This window comes from Kineococcus terrestris, assembly GCF_041020755.1.
Taxonomy (GTDB): Bacteria; Actinomycetota; Actinomycetes; order Actinomycetales; family Kineococcaceae; genus Kineococcus; species Kineococcus terrestris.
Map to the genome: position 1 here is coordinate 1 of NZ_JBEUEI010000002.1, position 13,923 is coordinate 13,923.

Below are 13,923 nucleotides of genomic sequence, written 5' to 3' on the forward strand. Positions count from 1 at the left end.
GGGCCCGGCGTGGTGGGGCGGGGGGGTGGGGGGGGGCGGGGGGGCGCGCGGGGGGGCGCGGGGCGGGCGCGCCCCCCCCCCCCCACGTCGGACCGTCGGGTCCCTCAGGCCGGCGACTCGGAGCCGTCGCCGCTCCAGTCGACGTGGAAGTTCCCGTCGCGGTCGGTGCGCTTGTAGGTGTGCGCGCCGAACAGGTCGCGCAGGCCCTGCACGAGCGCCGCCGACGAGCGCGGCCGGCGCAGGCCGTCGTAGTAGGCGAGCGCCGAGGCGAAGCCGGGCGCGGGGATGCCGTGCGCCACCGAGTGCTGCACGACGCGCCGCCACGCCTCCTGCCCGTCGGCCACCGCCTGCGCGAAGTACGGGTCCAGCAGCAGCGAGGGCAGCTCCGGCTGCTTCTCGTACGCCTCGCGGATCCGGTCGAGGAACTTCGCGCGGATGATGCAGCCGCCGCGCCAGATCGTCGCCATCGCACCGGGGTCCACGCCCCAGCCGTACTCGGCGGAGCCGGCCTTGATCATGTCGAAGCCCTGCGCGTAGGCGACGACCTTGGAGGCGTACAGCGCCGCGCGCACGTCGTCGACGAACGCGTCGGCGTCGGCCTCGGCGACGAAGGGCGTCTCCTCGGCCGGGCCGGGCAGCACGCCGGTGGCGGCGCTGCGCTGCTCGGCGTGCCCGGACAGTGCGCGGGCGAAGACGGCCTCGGCGATGCCGGAGACGGGGGTGCCCAGGTCCAGGGCGGTCTGCACCGTCCAGCGACCGGTGCCCTTCTGCTCGGCCTGGTCGAGGATGACGTCGACGAGGGCCACGCCGTCCTGCGTGGGGTCCTCCTTGGCGAGCACCTGGGCGGTGATCTCGATGAGGAAGCTCTCCAGGTCCCCGGCGTTCCAGCTCTCGAACACCTGCGCGAGCTGGGCGGGGGTGCGGCCCAGGCCGTGGCGCAGCAGGTCGTACGCCTCGGCGATGAGCTGCATGTCGGCGTACTCGATGCCGTTGTGCACCATCTTGACGAAGTGGCCGGCGCCGTCGGGGCCGACGTGGGTGGAGCACGGCGTCCCGTCCACGGACACGGCGATGTCGGCGAAGACCGGGCCGAGCTTGGCGTAGGCGTGCTCGGAGCCGCCGGGCATGATGCTGGGCCCGAGCAGCGCGCCCTCCTCGCCGCCGGAGACCCCGACGCCGGCGAAGTGGATCCCCCTCTCGCGCAGCGCGGCCTCGCGGCGGCGGGTGTCGGCGAAGTGGGCGTTGCCCGCGTCGACGAGGATGTCGCCCTCGCTCAGCAGCGGCGCCAGCTCCTCGATGACGGCGTCGGTGGGGCCGCCCGCCTTGACCATGACGATGACGGTGCGGGGGGACTCCAGCGAGTCCACGAACTCCTGCGCGGAGTACCCCGGCACGAAGGTGCCCTCGTGGCCGAACTCCTCCACCAGCGCCCGGGTGCGCGCGTCGGTGCGGTTGTGCACGGCGGTCACGTAGCCGTGGCGGGCGATGTTGCGGGCCAGGTTGCGGCCCATGGTGGCCAGGCCGGTGACGCCGATCTGGGCCTTCGCGGGGGTGCTGTCCGGTGTGCTCACGCGGGCACCTTCCCACGGGCGGGCGGCGCCGGGAACCACCCGCCCGCCTCTCACGGGGCCGCCCCCGCTGAGAGGTGCGGGTGCGGTCAGCGGCCGGCCCGCGCGCGCCGGGCGGCCAGGTCGCGGCGCACCGCGTCGCGCACCCGCGGGACGACGACGCCCTGGGTGGCCAGCAGGGCCCGGGTGCGCCGGCGGCTGACGAGGATGCCGGCCACGCCCACCGCCCACAGCGGGAACTGCAGGGCGAACGCCCACCGGAACGCGTCCAGGCGGTAGGTCTCCGGGGTGCCGGCGCCCTGCACGTCCAGCGCGAGGCCGATGCCGAGCACGAGCAGCAGCGAGGCCGTGAACCCCATGACGTTCGTCAGGCCGGTGGCCCCGCCCAGGCGGTGCGCGGGGTTGGAGGTGCGGGCGAAGTCGAAGCCGATCATCGACCCGGGCACGCCGACCGCGACGACGACGACGAGCAGCGCGAGCAGCGCGAGCGGCGCGGGGCCGGGCAGCGCGAGCACGAGCGCCCACAGCACGGCCTGACCGGCCACGACGGTGAGCACGAGCCAGGAGCGGCGCAGCGGGTGCCGGGCGACGAGGGTGCCGATGACGGGGCCGCTGACGGCGGCCGCGACGGTGTAGAGGGTGAGCAGGGCGCTGGCCCCGGCGGTGCTCAGCTGCTGGCCGGAGACGAGGAACGGGTACCCCCACAGGGTCGCGAAGGCGTTGCCGGAGAAGGGCGTGGCCCAGTGGGACCACAGGCCGAGCCGGGTGCCCGGCTGGCGCAGCGTCTCGCGCAGGTCCCCGGCGACGCGGCGCAGCGGGACGACCGAGCGCGCGAGCGGCGCGCCGGGCGGCGCGTCGCGCAGCACGAGGACGCACAGCACCGCGGCCAGGGCGCTGAAGGAGGCGACGGCCAGGTAGGCGGGCGTCCAGCCGGCGCCGTGCAGCAGCGCGACGAGCGGCACGACGCTGAGGACCTGCCCGAACTGGCCGAAGAACCCGACCAGCTGGGTCACGACGGGCACCCGCTGCGGCGGGAACCAGTTCGTCACCACCCGCAGGACGCTGACGAAGGTGGCGGCGTCGCCGGCCCCGACGAGGACGCGGGCCAGGAGGGCGTGCGGGACGTCGGTGCTGACGGCGAGCAGGAACTGCCCGGCGGCCATGAGGACGGCGCCCGCCACGACGAGGCGGCGCGGGCCCCAGCGGTCCATCAGCACGCCCACCGGCACCTGCAGGGCCGCGTAGACGAGGAACTGCAGGACGGCGAACGCGCCGATCGTCCCGGCGCCCACGGCGAAGCGCTCGGAGGCGTCGATGCCGGCGGCGGCCAGGGAAGTGCGGTTGAGGACGGTGACGACGTAGGCGACGGCCCCGACGGCGAACACGAGCCACGCCCCGCGCACGGCACCGCCGCGGGCGGCTCCCGCCGGGTGCACCGCCCCGCTCACCGGGTGCTCCGCAACCGGTCGCCGGCGCTGCGCACGTGGCGGCGCACGAGCTCGCGCCAGGTGCGCAGGTCCCCCGTGCGCGCCACCTCCAGCAGCGCCTCGTGGTCGGCCAGCGCGACGCTCATCCGGTCGGCCGAGCCGCGCATGTTCGCCACGCCCATGCGCATCTGCCGGTCGCGCAGCCCGTCGTACAGGTCGGCGAGGACGCGGTTGCCGGCGGCGCGCACGACGGTGGCGTGGAAGGCGCGGTCGGCGCCCATGAAGGCCCAGGCGTCCCCGGCGGACTGCGCGGCGCGCATCCGCTCCAGGTGCCCGGCCAGCTCGCCGGTGAACTCCGCGCGCCGGTCCCAGGCGCGCACGGCGGTGTGGACCTCGACCAGCTCGCGGGCCTCCAGGACGTCCTCGACCTCCTCGGGGGAGACCGGGACGACGAGGGCCCCGCGCTTGGGCAGCAGCCGCACCAGACCCTCGGCCTCCAGGCGCAGCAGCCCCTCGCGCACGGGGGTGCGCGAGACGCCGGTGCGCGCGGCCAGCTCCCCCTCGGTCAGCAGCTGCCCGCCGGGCAGGGAGCGGTCGAGGATGGCGGCCTTGACCTCGGCGTAGACGCGCTCGGCGGCCGGGGGCACGGTGGGCGGGGCACCTGAGGTGCTGACGGTGTCCATGATGTATCTATCGTGGCACAGCCACCGCCCGGATCGGGCGCGGGTCAGCCCAGGGCCGCGAGCGCGGTGCGCAGGTCGGCGACGAGCCCGTCGTAGGCGGCCTCGCGGTCCTCCTCGGGCACGCGCAGCACCGCCGAGGGGTGGATGGTGCCGAGGAACGTCTTCTCCCCGCGCGACGTGGGGAGCACCATCGTGCGGCCCCGGTCCTTGGTGACGCGGAACTCCTTGGGCAGCAGCGCCTTGGCGGCCGTGGCGCCCAGGCACACGACGACGTCGGGGTCGACCCGCCCGAGCTCGGCGGCCAGCCACGGCCGGCACGCGGTGATGTGCCCGACGTCGGGGCTGGCGTGGATCCTCCGGCTGCCGGGCGCCTTCTGGGTGAAGCGGAAGTGCTTGACCGCATTCGTCACGTACACGTCGGAGCGCTCGATGCCCGCCTCGTCCACCGCGCGCTGCAGCAGCTTCCCGGCGGGGCCGACGAACGGCACGCCGCGCCGGTCCTCCTGGTCGCCCGGCTGCTCGCCGACGAGGGCCAGGCGCGCGGTCGGCGACCCGGCGGAGAAGACGACCTGGGTCGCCGGTTCCCACAGCTCGCAGCCGCGGCAGCTGCCCGCCGCCTCGCGCAGCCCCTCGACGTCGGCGCCCTCGGGCACCCACTGCTGCGCTCCGGGGCGTTCGACCTTGGTCGCCATGCCCCTGTCCTAGCCCCTCGGGCCGGGGCCCGCCACACCGCGCGCTCGACGGGCCCGGCGGCCCGGCGGCCCGGGGCGTCAGGCGGTCGCGCCGTCGCCGCGGGGCAGGTCGTTGCGGGGCAGGTCGTCCAGCACCGCCAGGGTGGCGCCGGCGCGGCGCACCGCGCGCCCGTGCTCGGCCGGCAGGACGTCGTCGAGGAAGCCGTAGCGGCGCACCAGCTGGGCCGTGGCCGACGTGCGCGGGCCGGTGCGCAGGTGGTGCCACCAGTCGGCGATGTCGCCCCAGCCGGGAGCGGACAGCGACCCGCCGAACTGCTGCACGCTCAGCCCCGCGCACAGGTTGGCGAAGGCCAGGCGGTCGCCCAGCGGCCACCCGCCCAGCGTGGCCGCGACGAAACCCGCCCCGAACACGTCACCGGCGCCCGTGGTGTCCAGCGCCTCGAACGGCAGCCCCGGGCAGTCGGCGCTCTCGCCCGTGGCGGCGTCGACGGCCACGGCGCCGTCCGCGCCGCGCGTGACGACCGCCAGCGGCACGTGCCGCGCCAGGGCGGCCGCGGCCCGCTCCGGGGTGTCCGTGCGGGTGTAGCGCAGCGCCTCGACGTGGTTGGGCAGGAAGGCGTGGCAGTGCTCCAGGCCCGCCAGGACGTCCGCCGACCACTCGGCGGTGGGGTCCCAGCCGACGTCGGCGACGACGAGGGACCCGGCCGCGGCGGCGCGGCGCACCCACGGCTGGGGTTCGGCGGCCAGGTGCACCAGGCTCGCGCGGGCGGGCGGCACGTCCCCGGGGTCCTCGCCCGGCGCGGGGTGCTCGTGGGTGACCATCGCCCGGTCGCCGCCCCACGCCAGCGACACCGTCACCGGCGAGTGCCAGTCGGCCACGCGCCGGGACGCCGACAGGTCCACGCCCTCCTGCTCCCCCAGCGTCTGCCAGCAGAACTGCCCGTAGGCGTCGGTGCTGAACGCCGCGGCCAGCGAGGTGCGCAGGCCCAGCCGGGCGGCGGCCACGGCCATGTTGGCGATGCCGCCCGGGCACGAGCCCATCCCCGACGTCCACACCTCGGTGCCCAGCCGCGGCTCGGCCTCCAGCCCGGTCAGGACGATGTCCAGGAACACCGTGCCGCGCACGTGGACGTCGAAGGGGGCGTCCGGGGGCGTCGCGGCGGGCACGCGCCGATCCTGCCGCGCCCCGGCCCGGCGCGCGACGCCGCCCGGCGGCACGACGCCGCCGGGCGGGTGCGGGCTCCCGGACCGCTCAGCCGCGCAGGAAGTCCAGCAGCGCGGTGTTGAACTCCTCGGCGTGGGTGGCGTTCAGGCCGTGCGGGGCGCCCTCGACGACGACCAGCCGGCTGCCGGGGATGGCCTCGTGGCTGCGCTTGCCGCTGACCTCGAACGGCACGACGGCGTCCGCGTCGCCGTGGACGACGAGCGTGGGCACGGTGACCGCCGCGACGTCGGCGCGGAAGTCGGTCGTGCCGAAGGCCGTGACGCACTGCAGCGTGGCGCGCGGCGAGGCCCACTCGGCCAGGGCGCGGTGGTACAGCCGCGACTCCTCCGAGATCGGCTTGCGGACCAGGCCCGTGTTGAAGAACTTCTTGGTGAAGCCCTCGAGGAACGCGATGCGGTCGCCCGTGACGCCGGCGCGGAACTCCTCGATCGTCGCGTCGTCCAGACCCCCGTCGGGGTTGTCGTCCGTCTTGCGCAGGTACGGCGGGACGGCGGCCGCCAGGACGGCCGCGCCGACCCGGTCGGTGCCGTAGCGCGAGAGGTAGCGCACGACCTCCCCGCCGCCCATCGAGAACCCGACGAGCACGGCGTCGCGCAGGTCCAGGTGCTCCAGCAGCGCGCGCAGGTCCGCGGCGAAGGTGTCGTAGTCGTAGCCGTCCCACGGCTGCGAGGACTGGCCGAACCCGCGGCGGTCGTAGGTCACGACGCGGTACCCGTTCTCCACGAGCACGGGTTCCTGCTTCTCCCACGAGCGGCTGGACAGCGGCCAGCCGTGGATGAGCACGACCGGCCGGCCGGTGCCGTGGTCGGTGTAGTGCAGGTCGACCGGCTCGGCGCCGTCGCGTCCCACGGTGAGGGTGGTCATGGTCTCCCCGTCCCTTCGAGGTGTGTCGAGCACCGGTTCGACGTTCAACCGGCCTTCCCACCCTGACCCGCCCGGGCGCCCGGCGCGACCCGGGCGGCGGGTGCGTCCGACCCGGGAGCAGGATGGGGCGCCCGGAGCAGTTCACCCGTCTGGAGGAACCCCACGATGGAGCAACGCACCCTCGGCACCAGCGGCACCTCGGTGTCGCACCTCGCCCTCGGCACCATGACGTTCGGCGGCGAGACCGACCGCGACGGGGCGTTCGAGCAGCTCGACCGGTTCCTCGAGGCCGGCGGCACGCTCGTCGACACCGCCGACGTGTACACGGGCGGCACGAGCGAGGAGATCATCGGCGCCTGGCTGGCCTCGCGCCCGGCCGAGGTGACCGAGCGGGTCGTCCTGGCGACGAAGGGACGCTTCCCCACCTCGCCGGAACCCAACGGCCTCGGGCTGTCCCGCCGCCACCTGACCCGCGCCCTCGACGCCTCGCTGCGCCGCCTGGGGGTGGAGGCCGTCGACCTGTACCAGGTGCACGCCTGGGACCCGTGGACGCCGCTGGAGGAGACCCTGCAGACGCTGGACGCGTTCGTGCGCGCCGGCAAGGTGCACAACGTGGGGCTGTCGAACTTCACCGGCTGGCAGCTGCAGAAGGCCGTCGACCTCGCCGACGCGCTGGGCCTGGCGCGCCCGGTGACGCTGCAGCCGCAGTACAGCCTGCTCGTGCGCGAGATCGAGTGGGAGATCGTCCCGGCCGCCGAGGAGAACGGCCTGGGCCTGCTGCCGTGGTCGCCGCTGGGCGGCGGGTGGCTGTCCGGCAAGTACCAGCGCGACACCGTGCCCACGGGCGCCTCGCGCCTGGGCGAGGACCCCGAGCGCGGGATGGAGAACTACGCCGGGCGCAACGCCCAGCAGCGCACGTGGGACGTCGTCGACGCCGTGCAGTCGGTGGCGCAGGGGCGCGGCGCGACGATGGCGCAGGTGGCGCTGGCGTGGCTGGCCGCGCAGCCGGCCGTGTCCTCGGTGATCCTCGGGGCGCGCACCACCGAGCAGCTGCTCGACAACCTGGGGTCCGCGGACCTGGAGCTGACCGAGGAGGAGCTCGTGCGCCTGGACGAGGCCAGCGACCCGCAGCCGGCGGACTACCCCTACGGCGACAAGGCCATCACCCAGCGCAGCAGGAAGCTGACCGGCGGGCGCTGAACCTGCGACGCGGAACGGCCCGCCACCCGGTGGGGTGGCGGGCCGTCGCGCGCAGTCCCGCGGGACTACGCCTGCGGCGCCGGCGGCTGGTCGGCGGCCGTGGCGTCGCGCTGCCCCATGGGTCGCGGCTCGCCGACGGTCGTGTCGCGCGCGGTCTGCTTCTCCGACTCGGCGTTGATCTCCGCGCCCAGGAGGATGGCGTAGCTGGTCAGCCACAGCCACATGAGCAGGATGACGACACCGGCCAGCGCCCCGTAGTTCTTGGTGTAGGAGGAGTTCCCGGCCACGCTGATGTAGACGGAGAACCCGATCGAGACGACGAGCCAGAGGACGGTGGCGACGGCCGCGCCGACGGAGACCCACTTCGCCCGGGGGGCGTCGCGGTCGGGCGCCAGCCGGTACACGACCGCCAGCGCCAGGACGACGAGCCCGAGCAGGAGCCCCCACCGCACGACCTGCACGCCGACCGTGACCAGCGTGCTGGTGCCGAACACCGACAGCAGGACCGGCAGGACGCCGATGAGGCCGATCGCCAGCAGCATGAAGAGGATGGCGCCGACGGTCAGCAGCAGGGCGGTGCCCTTCACCTTCACGAAACCGCGCGTCTCCTCCTCGTCGTAGGCGAGGTTCGTCGCGGTCATGAGGTTCTGCACACCGCTGGAGGCGCTCCACAGGGCCAGGACGACGGCGATGGCGATGGTCCACCCGGCCGCGCTCTGGTTGGCCGAGATCTGCTCCATCTGGCTGACGACCAGGTCGCGCGCCTCGGCGGGGATCGCCTCCACGCCGTTGATCTGCTCGGTGATCTCCTGGGTGTCCCCCACCAGGCCCCACAGCAGGAACGCCGCGGTGAGGGCGGGGAAGATGGCGAGGAAGGCCTTGAAGGCCACGCCGGCCGCCAGCAGCGGCACCTGGTCGGCCTTGGCCTCCTTCCAGGCGCGCTTGGTGATCTGCAACCACCCGCGGGCGGGGATCTCCTGGGGGCTGTCGGCCTCGACGCCGGGGGCGTCGCGCTGGACCGAGAGCCGGTCGCCCTGCGTCTTCGTCTTGCTCATGTCTCCACCATCCCGCCGCGGCGGCGCGGGCGCTCGGCGAGCGCGTCGGCGCCTGCGGCGTCGTCGACGGGTCGGGTCAGTGCCGGTCGCCCGGGGCGTCCGGGTCCTGCGGGTGGTCGGGGCCGTCGGCGCCGGCGGGGATGTCCGCCGTGCCGCGGGGTTCCTGCGGCGGGGTGCGCGTGGCGCCGAGCTCGCTGTCGCGGCCCGTCTCGCCGTCCTCGCGGGTCATCCCGAGGTCGCGGGCCGCCCGCTTCGCGTCCTCGGTGGCCTCCTCCGAGCGGTGCAGGTGCCCGGCGGCGTCCGCGAGGCGCTCGCGGCCCCGCTCGTCGTGGGGCTCGACGCCGTCGGCGGGTGCCGTGCCGTCCGCGGGTGCCGTGTCGTCAGCGGGAGTGGTCATGACCGTGTCGTACCCCGCTCGCGCCGATCTCGAACGTGCCGGAGCGCGGGGGCCGGCCGCGTCCACGGCCGGCCTCCGCGCTCGCGCGCCCGCGGGTCAGCTCTGCGCGGTGCCCCGCACGTCGGCGGCGGCGTCGCGGCTCTGCGCCTTCAGGTGGCCGGCGGCGCCCTGCGCGTCGGACCGCACGGTCTCGGTGGCCTCCTGGGCGTCGGCCTTGACCGTCTGCGTGGCGTCCTGCGCGTCGGACTTCACCGTCTGCGCGGCGTCCTGCGCGGTCTCCTTGACCTGCTGCACGGCCTCCTGCGCGTGCCCCTGGAGCTCGTCCTTGACGTCCGCGACGACGCTGCGGGCCTCCTGCTGCACCTGCTGCAGGGCGTCGGAGTCCTTGGCGCGGTCGACGGCCCCGCCGACGAGCTCGGCCTCCTTCTGGCTGGCCGGCAGCAGGGACGACAGCAGCCAGCCGGCGCCGAAGGCCACGAGGCCGGCCGCGAGCGGGTTGCCCCGCGTCTTGGAGGTGACCCCGGCCCGGGCGTCGGCGACGGTGCCGCCGGCGTTGTCGCGGGCGTCGCCGACCCGGTGCTTCGCGTCGTCCACGGTCCCGCGGACGCTGTCCGTGGCACCGCCGACCGTCCCGCGGACGCTGTCGGCGGCGTCGTGCGCAGACCCCATGATCTTCTCCTTCACGCCGACGGCGCGCGAGCGCACCGCGTCCTTGGCGCGCTCGGTCTGCCGGTGCGCCACGTTCGAGGGGCTCAGCCGGTCGCTCAGCTCGTCGAGGTCGGCGCTCAGCGAGGACCGCGTGCGCGAGATGTCGGTCTCGATCTCCCGCGCGTGCTCGCGTCCGGTCAGTTCGTCGGGTGCTTGGCCCATTGCACGTCCTCCTTGAGAGTGGCGGTGGTCCGCTCCAGCGGCGGCGGCACCTTCTTCAGCTCCTTCTGCCCGCTCTTGGCGAGCACCGCCGCGACGACGGCCCACACGACGGTCACGACGAGCGCCGCCCACGCGTGGCCGATGAGGTGCCCGAGGGCGAGCACCACCAGCGCGGTGAGCGAGATGAGGAACAGGTGCCCGGCAACACCGGCGCCGGCGAGCATCCCCGCACCGCGACCGGCGTTCTTGGCGTCCTCGCGCAGCTCGGTCTTGGCGAGGGCGATCTCCTGGCGCACCAGCGTCGACAGCTCGGTCGTGATGCTCGAGAAGATCTCGCCGAGCGAGCGCTCGCCCTGCCCGGCGCCGGCGCCGGACGCGGCGCCCGAGGGGTCCGGGGCCGGGTGCGCGCCCGACGTCGGGGCGGTCACGGGCGGGACCCGTGGGCCGGGGCGTCGGACACGGACGGCACGTCGCTGCGCAGGTGGTGCGGCACGAGGTCCTCGTCCGGGTTCTCGCCGAAGCGGGAGACGGTCGGGTCGACGTCGTGGGCGGCGACCCCGGTGCCGACGCCGGGACTGACCCCGGTGCCGACGCCGGTGCCCGCGCCGGGGACGGCGCTCGGACCGACACCGCCGAGCGGGGCGGGCGTCGTCGCGCCGGCCGTGGTGACCGGCGCCGTCGCCAGGGGCTCCAGCTCGCGCGAGCCGCTCCGGCCCAGGGCCGTGTCGCTCGTGCGGTCGGAGGCGGCGGTCGCGCCGCGGGTGACGCGCCCGGCCACCACACCGGCGGCGAGCGCGCCCAGCAGGAACGCACCCGGGCGGCGGCGGGCGTAGCGGCGCAGCTGCTCCAGCAGCTCCTGCGGCTCGTGGGCCTCCAGGGCGCTGCTCCACGCGCTGGCGCGGTCCCCGGCCTGGCGCACGAGCTGGGTCGCGGCGCCCGACCCCTCGCTGGCGCCGCCCATCTGGCGCAGCTCCTGGCCGGCCTGGCGCAGGAAGGCGGCCAGGCGGTCGCGCTGGGTGCTGGACTGCTCGTCCACCTGCTGGCGCAGCTGGTCGAGCAGCCCGACGGCCTGGTCCCTGGCCTCCGCCACGACGTTCGCGGCCTGCTCCTTGGCCGTCCCGGCCACGTCGGCGGCCTGCTCCTTGGCCGAGCCGGCGACACCGGCGGCCTGCTCCCTGGCCGTCCCGGCCACGTCGGCGGCCTGCTCCTTCGCCGAGCCGGCGACCTCGCCGGCGCGCTGCTGCGCGGTCCCGGCGGTCTCCTGGGCGCGGGCCTTCGTGCTCTGGCTGTCGTCGTACGACATGCTCACGTCCTCCCGTTGGTCCGTCGCGGGCGCCGCACGCCAGGCGCGACCGAGAGCCGGCCGGATCCTCCCGACGGCCACCCGCGAGCCGCAGGTACCCGGTCCGGGCACGTCCAAACATCACGAGCCGCAGGAGGTCGCCGACGTGCCCGCGGCGTCCCCGGGTGCCAGGGTCGGGGCCCATGAAGGCGCTCACCTGGCAGGGGAAGCGGTCCGTGGCGGTCACCGAGGTGCCCGACCCGGAACTGCGCGAACCCACCGACGCGATCGTGCGGATCACCTCGACGGCGATCTGCGGCTCCGACCTGCACCTGTACGAGGTGCTGGCCCCCTACCTGGCGAAGGGCGACGTGCTCGGGCACGAACCCATGGGGATCGTCGAGCAGGTCGGCTCGGCCGTGACGGACCTCGCCGTCGGCGACCGGGTCGTCATCCCCTTCCAGATCAGCTGCGGGCACTGCTTCATGTGCGAGCGCGGCCTGCAGACCCAGTGCGAGACCACGCAGGTGCGCGAGAAGGGCATGGGCGCGGCCCTGTTCGGCTACACCTCGCTGTACGGGTCCGTGCCCGGCGGGCAGGCGGAGTACCTGCGCGTCCCGCACGCCGACTACGGCCCGATCAAGGTGGGGAAGGAACTGCCCGACGAGCGGTACCTGTTCCTGTCCGACATCGTCCCCACCGCCTGGCAGGCCGTGCAGTACGCCGCCGTCGACGAGGGCGGGACCCTCGCCGTCCTCGGCCTCGGACCGGTCGGGCAGTTCGCCGCCCGCATCGGCCGCCACCTCGGCCACCGCGTCATCGCCGTGGAACCCGTCGCCGAGCGGCGCGCCATGGCCGAGCGGTACGGCGTGGAGACCGTCGAGGGCACCGGCGACGTCGTCGACGAGCTGCTGCAGCGCACCGACGGCCGCGGCCCCGACGCCGTCGTCGACGCCGTCGGCATGGAGGCCCACGGCGGTGGCGGCAGCGCCGTCGCCAAGGCCGCGCAGACCGCCGTCGGGCTGCTGCCGGACAAGCTGGCGCAGAAGGCGATGGAGACCGCCGGCGTCGACCGGCTCACCGCCGTGGAGACCGCGATCCGCGCCGTGCGCCGCGGCGGCACCGTCTCGCTGTCCGGCGTGTACGGCGGCGAGGCCGACCCGCTGCCGCTGCTGACGATGTTCGACAAGCAGATCCAGTTCCGCATGGGCCAGTGCAACGTCAAGCGCTGGGTCGACGACCTGCTGCCGCTCGTGGAGGACCCCGCCGACCCGCTGGGCGTCATGGACCTGACGACGCACCGGCTGCCCCTGGACGACGCCCCCGAGGGGTACGCGGCGTTCCAGGAGAAGCGCGACGGCTGCATCAAGGTCGTCCTGCAGCCGTGAGCGGGGCCGGCGGCACCGCCGGCCCGTCCCGCGGACCCCTCGACGGCGCGGCACCCCCCGGCCCCTCCCCCGCCGCGCGCGCGCGGGAGGCGGCCCGGGGGGTGCTGTTCGGGCGCTGGCCGCGGCTCGGGCTGGCGGTGCGCGCCGCCGCCGCGGCCACCCTGGCGTGGCAGATCGCGCTGTGGCTGCCGTTCGCCCCGGCCGAGGAGTACCCGTACTACGCGCCGCTGGGCGCCGTCGTCGGCTCGTACACGACGGTGCGCGCCTCCTGGCGCAACTCCCTGGCGGCGGTGGCCGGCATCGTGGCCGGTGCCCTCCTCGCGCTGGGCGTCAGCTCCTGGCTGGGCCAGGGCCTGCCGCAGGTGGCGCTCGTCGTGGGCGTCGGCACGCTGGTGGCCGGCTGGCGCGGTTTCGGCGAGCAGCGCAGCTGGGTGGTCACCGCCGCCCTGTTCGTGCTCGTCATCGGCGCGCCCGACCCCGTGGACTACGTCCTCGCCTACAGCGGGCTGGCGCTGCTGGGCGGCCTGGTGGCGGTCGGGGTCAACGCCGCCTTCCCCGAGGTGCCGCTGGCCACCTCCGACCGGGCCCTGCGCGAGCTGAGCACGGCCGTGGCCGACCAGCTCGACGACCTCGCCGAGGGCCTGCGCCGCGACGACCCGCCCACCGGCGAGGAGTGGGCGCAGCGGCTGCGGGCCATCGAGCCGGTCCGCGAGTCCGTGCGCGTGAGCTCCCGGGAGACCGAGGAGTCCCTCGTCGGCAACGTGCGCGCGCGCTGGAACACCGAGAAGGTCCAGCGCCAGCACCTGGCCGGTGTCGTCCTGGACAACCTCGCCACCCGCGCGGAGGAGCTGACCGAGCTGCTCGTGGAGGTCCAGTCCCCCGGCGACGGCTCCGTCGCGCTGGACCGGGTCCTGCGCCTGCCCACCGCCGACGCGCTGGCGGCGCTGGCCGCGGGCGTGCGGCACGTGCCCGAGCACCCCCGCCTGGACGCGGCCACCACGGACGGCCTGCGCGAGCACCTGCAGCGCCTGTCCGCGGCCGTCATGAGCGCGGAGTTCACCCACGACCGCGACCGGCAGACCGCCGGCGCCGTCGCCACCCTGCTGCGCCGCTGCCTGGGGGCGCTGCACGTGTCCACCGACGACCCCGACCCCGAGGCCGTCCTGCCCACCCCGTGGGCGCGGCCCGACCCCGAGCCCGTCGTGCGGGTGGTGCGGCGCAGGCCCCTGGCGCGGGTGCGGGGCAGGCTGCGCCGCGGCCGGCGCTCCTGAA

The 13,923-nt window shown here is 75.8% G+C and carries 14 protein-coding genes; 3 read left to right on the forward strand and 11 right to left on the reverse strand.

Features of this window, described 5'->3' with window-relative positions; all coding sequences use genetic code 11:
* Nucleotides 1–104: 104 nt before the first annotated feature.
* From gnd to AB8M62_RS01330, 6 genes are all read right to left on the reverse strand, one after another.
* Complete coding sequence (gene gnd / locus AB8M62_RS01305) at nt 105–1,511, reverse strand: NADP-dependent phosphogluconate dehydrogenase (protein ID WP_373694835.1); 1,407 nt, start codon at nt 1,509–1,511, stop codon at nt 105–107.
* A 146-nt stretch (nt 1,512–1,657) separates the two neighbouring features.
* Nucleotides 1,658–3,016, reverse strand: coding sequence for an MFS transporter (locus tag AB8M62_RS01310; RefSeq protein WP_369068409.1), 1,359 nt, complete (start codon nt 3,014–3,016; stop codon nt 1,658–1,660).
* On the reverse strand, nt 3,013–3,678 hold the full coding sequence (locus tag AB8M62_RS01315; RefSeq protein WP_369053025.1) for a GntR family transcriptional regulator: 666 nt from the start codon (nt 3,676–3,678) through the stop codon (nt 3,013–3,015). The genes AB8M62_RS01310 and AB8M62_RS01315 overlap by 4 nt, the downstream gene beginning before the upstream one ends.
* A 44-nt stretch (nt 3,679–3,722) precedes the next feature.
* Nucleotides 3,723–4,370 carry a UdgX family uracil-DNA binding protein gene (locus AB8M62_RS01320; protein WP_369053023.1) on the reverse strand — a complete coding sequence of 216 codons (648 nt, stop codon included), beginning with the start codon at nt 4,368–4,370 and terminating at the stop codon, nt 3,723–3,725.
* Between the two features lie 78 nt (nt 4,371–4,448).
* Nucleotides 4,449–5,537: a PfkB family carbohydrate kinase gene (locus AB8M62_RS01325; protein ID WP_369053022.1), complete on the reverse strand. Its 1,089-nt coding sequence runs from the start codon at nt 5,535–5,537 to the stop codon at nt 4,449–4,451.
* Nucleotides 5,538–5,622: 85 nt separating this feature from the next.
* Nucleotides 5,623–6,459, reverse strand: coding sequence for an alpha/beta fold hydrolase (locus AB8M62_RS01330; RefSeq protein WP_369053020.1), 837 nt, complete (start codon nt 6,457–6,459; stop codon nt 5,623–5,625).
* 165 nt (nt 6,460–6,624) lie between these two features.
* On the opposite strand from AB8M62_RS01330, the gene AB8M62_RS01335 reads away from it, so the two are divergent.
* Entirely contained in the window at nt 6,625–7,659 is a 1,035-nt protein-coding gene (locus AB8M62_RS01335) for an aldo/keto reductase (RefSeq protein WP_369068410.1), read from the forward strand.
* Nucleotides 7,660–7,724: 65 nt separating this feature from the next.
* Here the strand turns inward: AB8M62_RS01335 and AB8M62_RS01340 are convergent, their stop codons facing one another.
* From AB8M62_RS01340 to AB8M62_RS01360, 5 genes are all read right to left on the reverse strand, one after another.
* Nucleotides 7,725–8,714 carry a YihY/virulence factor BrkB family protein gene (locus tag AB8M62_RS01340; RefSeq protein WP_369053017.1) on the reverse strand — a complete coding sequence of 330 codons (990 nt, stop codon included), beginning with the start codon at nt 8,712–8,714 and terminating at the stop codon, nt 7,725–7,727.
* A gap of 76 nt (nt 8,715–8,790) precedes the next feature.
* Entirely contained in the window at nt 8,791–9,111 is a 321-nt protein-coding gene (locus tag AB8M62_RS01345) for a hypothetical protein (protein WP_369053016.1), read from the reverse strand.
* A 96-nt stretch (nt 9,112–9,207) separates the two neighbouring features.
* Nucleotides 9,208–9,981 carry a DUF3618 domain-containing protein gene (locus AB8M62_RS01350; RefSeq protein WP_369053015.1) on the reverse strand — a complete coding sequence of 258 codons (774 nt, stop codon included), beginning with the start codon at nt 9,979–9,981 and terminating at the stop codon, nt 9,208–9,210.
* Entirely contained in the window at nt 9,957–10,409 is a 453-nt protein-coding gene (locus tag AB8M62_RS01355; protein ID WP_369068411.1) for a phage holin family protein, read from the reverse strand. The genes AB8M62_RS01350 and AB8M62_RS01355 overlap by 25 nt, the downstream gene beginning before the upstream one ends.
* The gene (locus tag AB8M62_RS01360) at nt 10,406–11,284 is read right to left on the reverse strand and encodes a F0F1 ATP synthase subunit B family protein (RefSeq protein ID WP_369068412.1); all 879 of its coding nucleotides are present in this window, start codon (nt 11,282–11,284) and stop codon (nt 10,406–10,408) included. Before AB8M62_RS01360 ends, AB8M62_RS01355 begins: the two co-directional genes overlap by 4 nt.
* Before the next feature lie 182 nt (nt 11,285–11,466).
* Here AB8M62_RS01360 and AB8M62_RS01365 point away from each other — a divergent pair, with 182 nt between their 5' ends.
* Together AB8M62_RS01365 and AB8M62_RS01370 are read left to right on the forward strand one after the other, a co-directional pair.
* On the forward strand, nt 11,467–12,651 hold the full coding sequence (locus AB8M62_RS01365; protein WP_369053011.1) for a zinc-dependent alcohol dehydrogenase: 1,185 nt from the start codon (nt 11,467–11,469) through the stop codon (nt 12,649–12,651).
* Nucleotides 12,648–13,922 (forward strand): FUSC family protein, encoded by a 1,275-nt coding sequence (locus AB8M62_RS01370; protein ID WP_369068413.1) that lies wholly within the window; start codon nt 12,648–12,650, stop codon nt 13,920–13,922. Before AB8M62_RS01365 ends, AB8M62_RS01370 begins: the two co-directional genes overlap by 4 nt.
* The last annotated feature ends 1 nt before the right edge of the window (nt 13,923 follow it).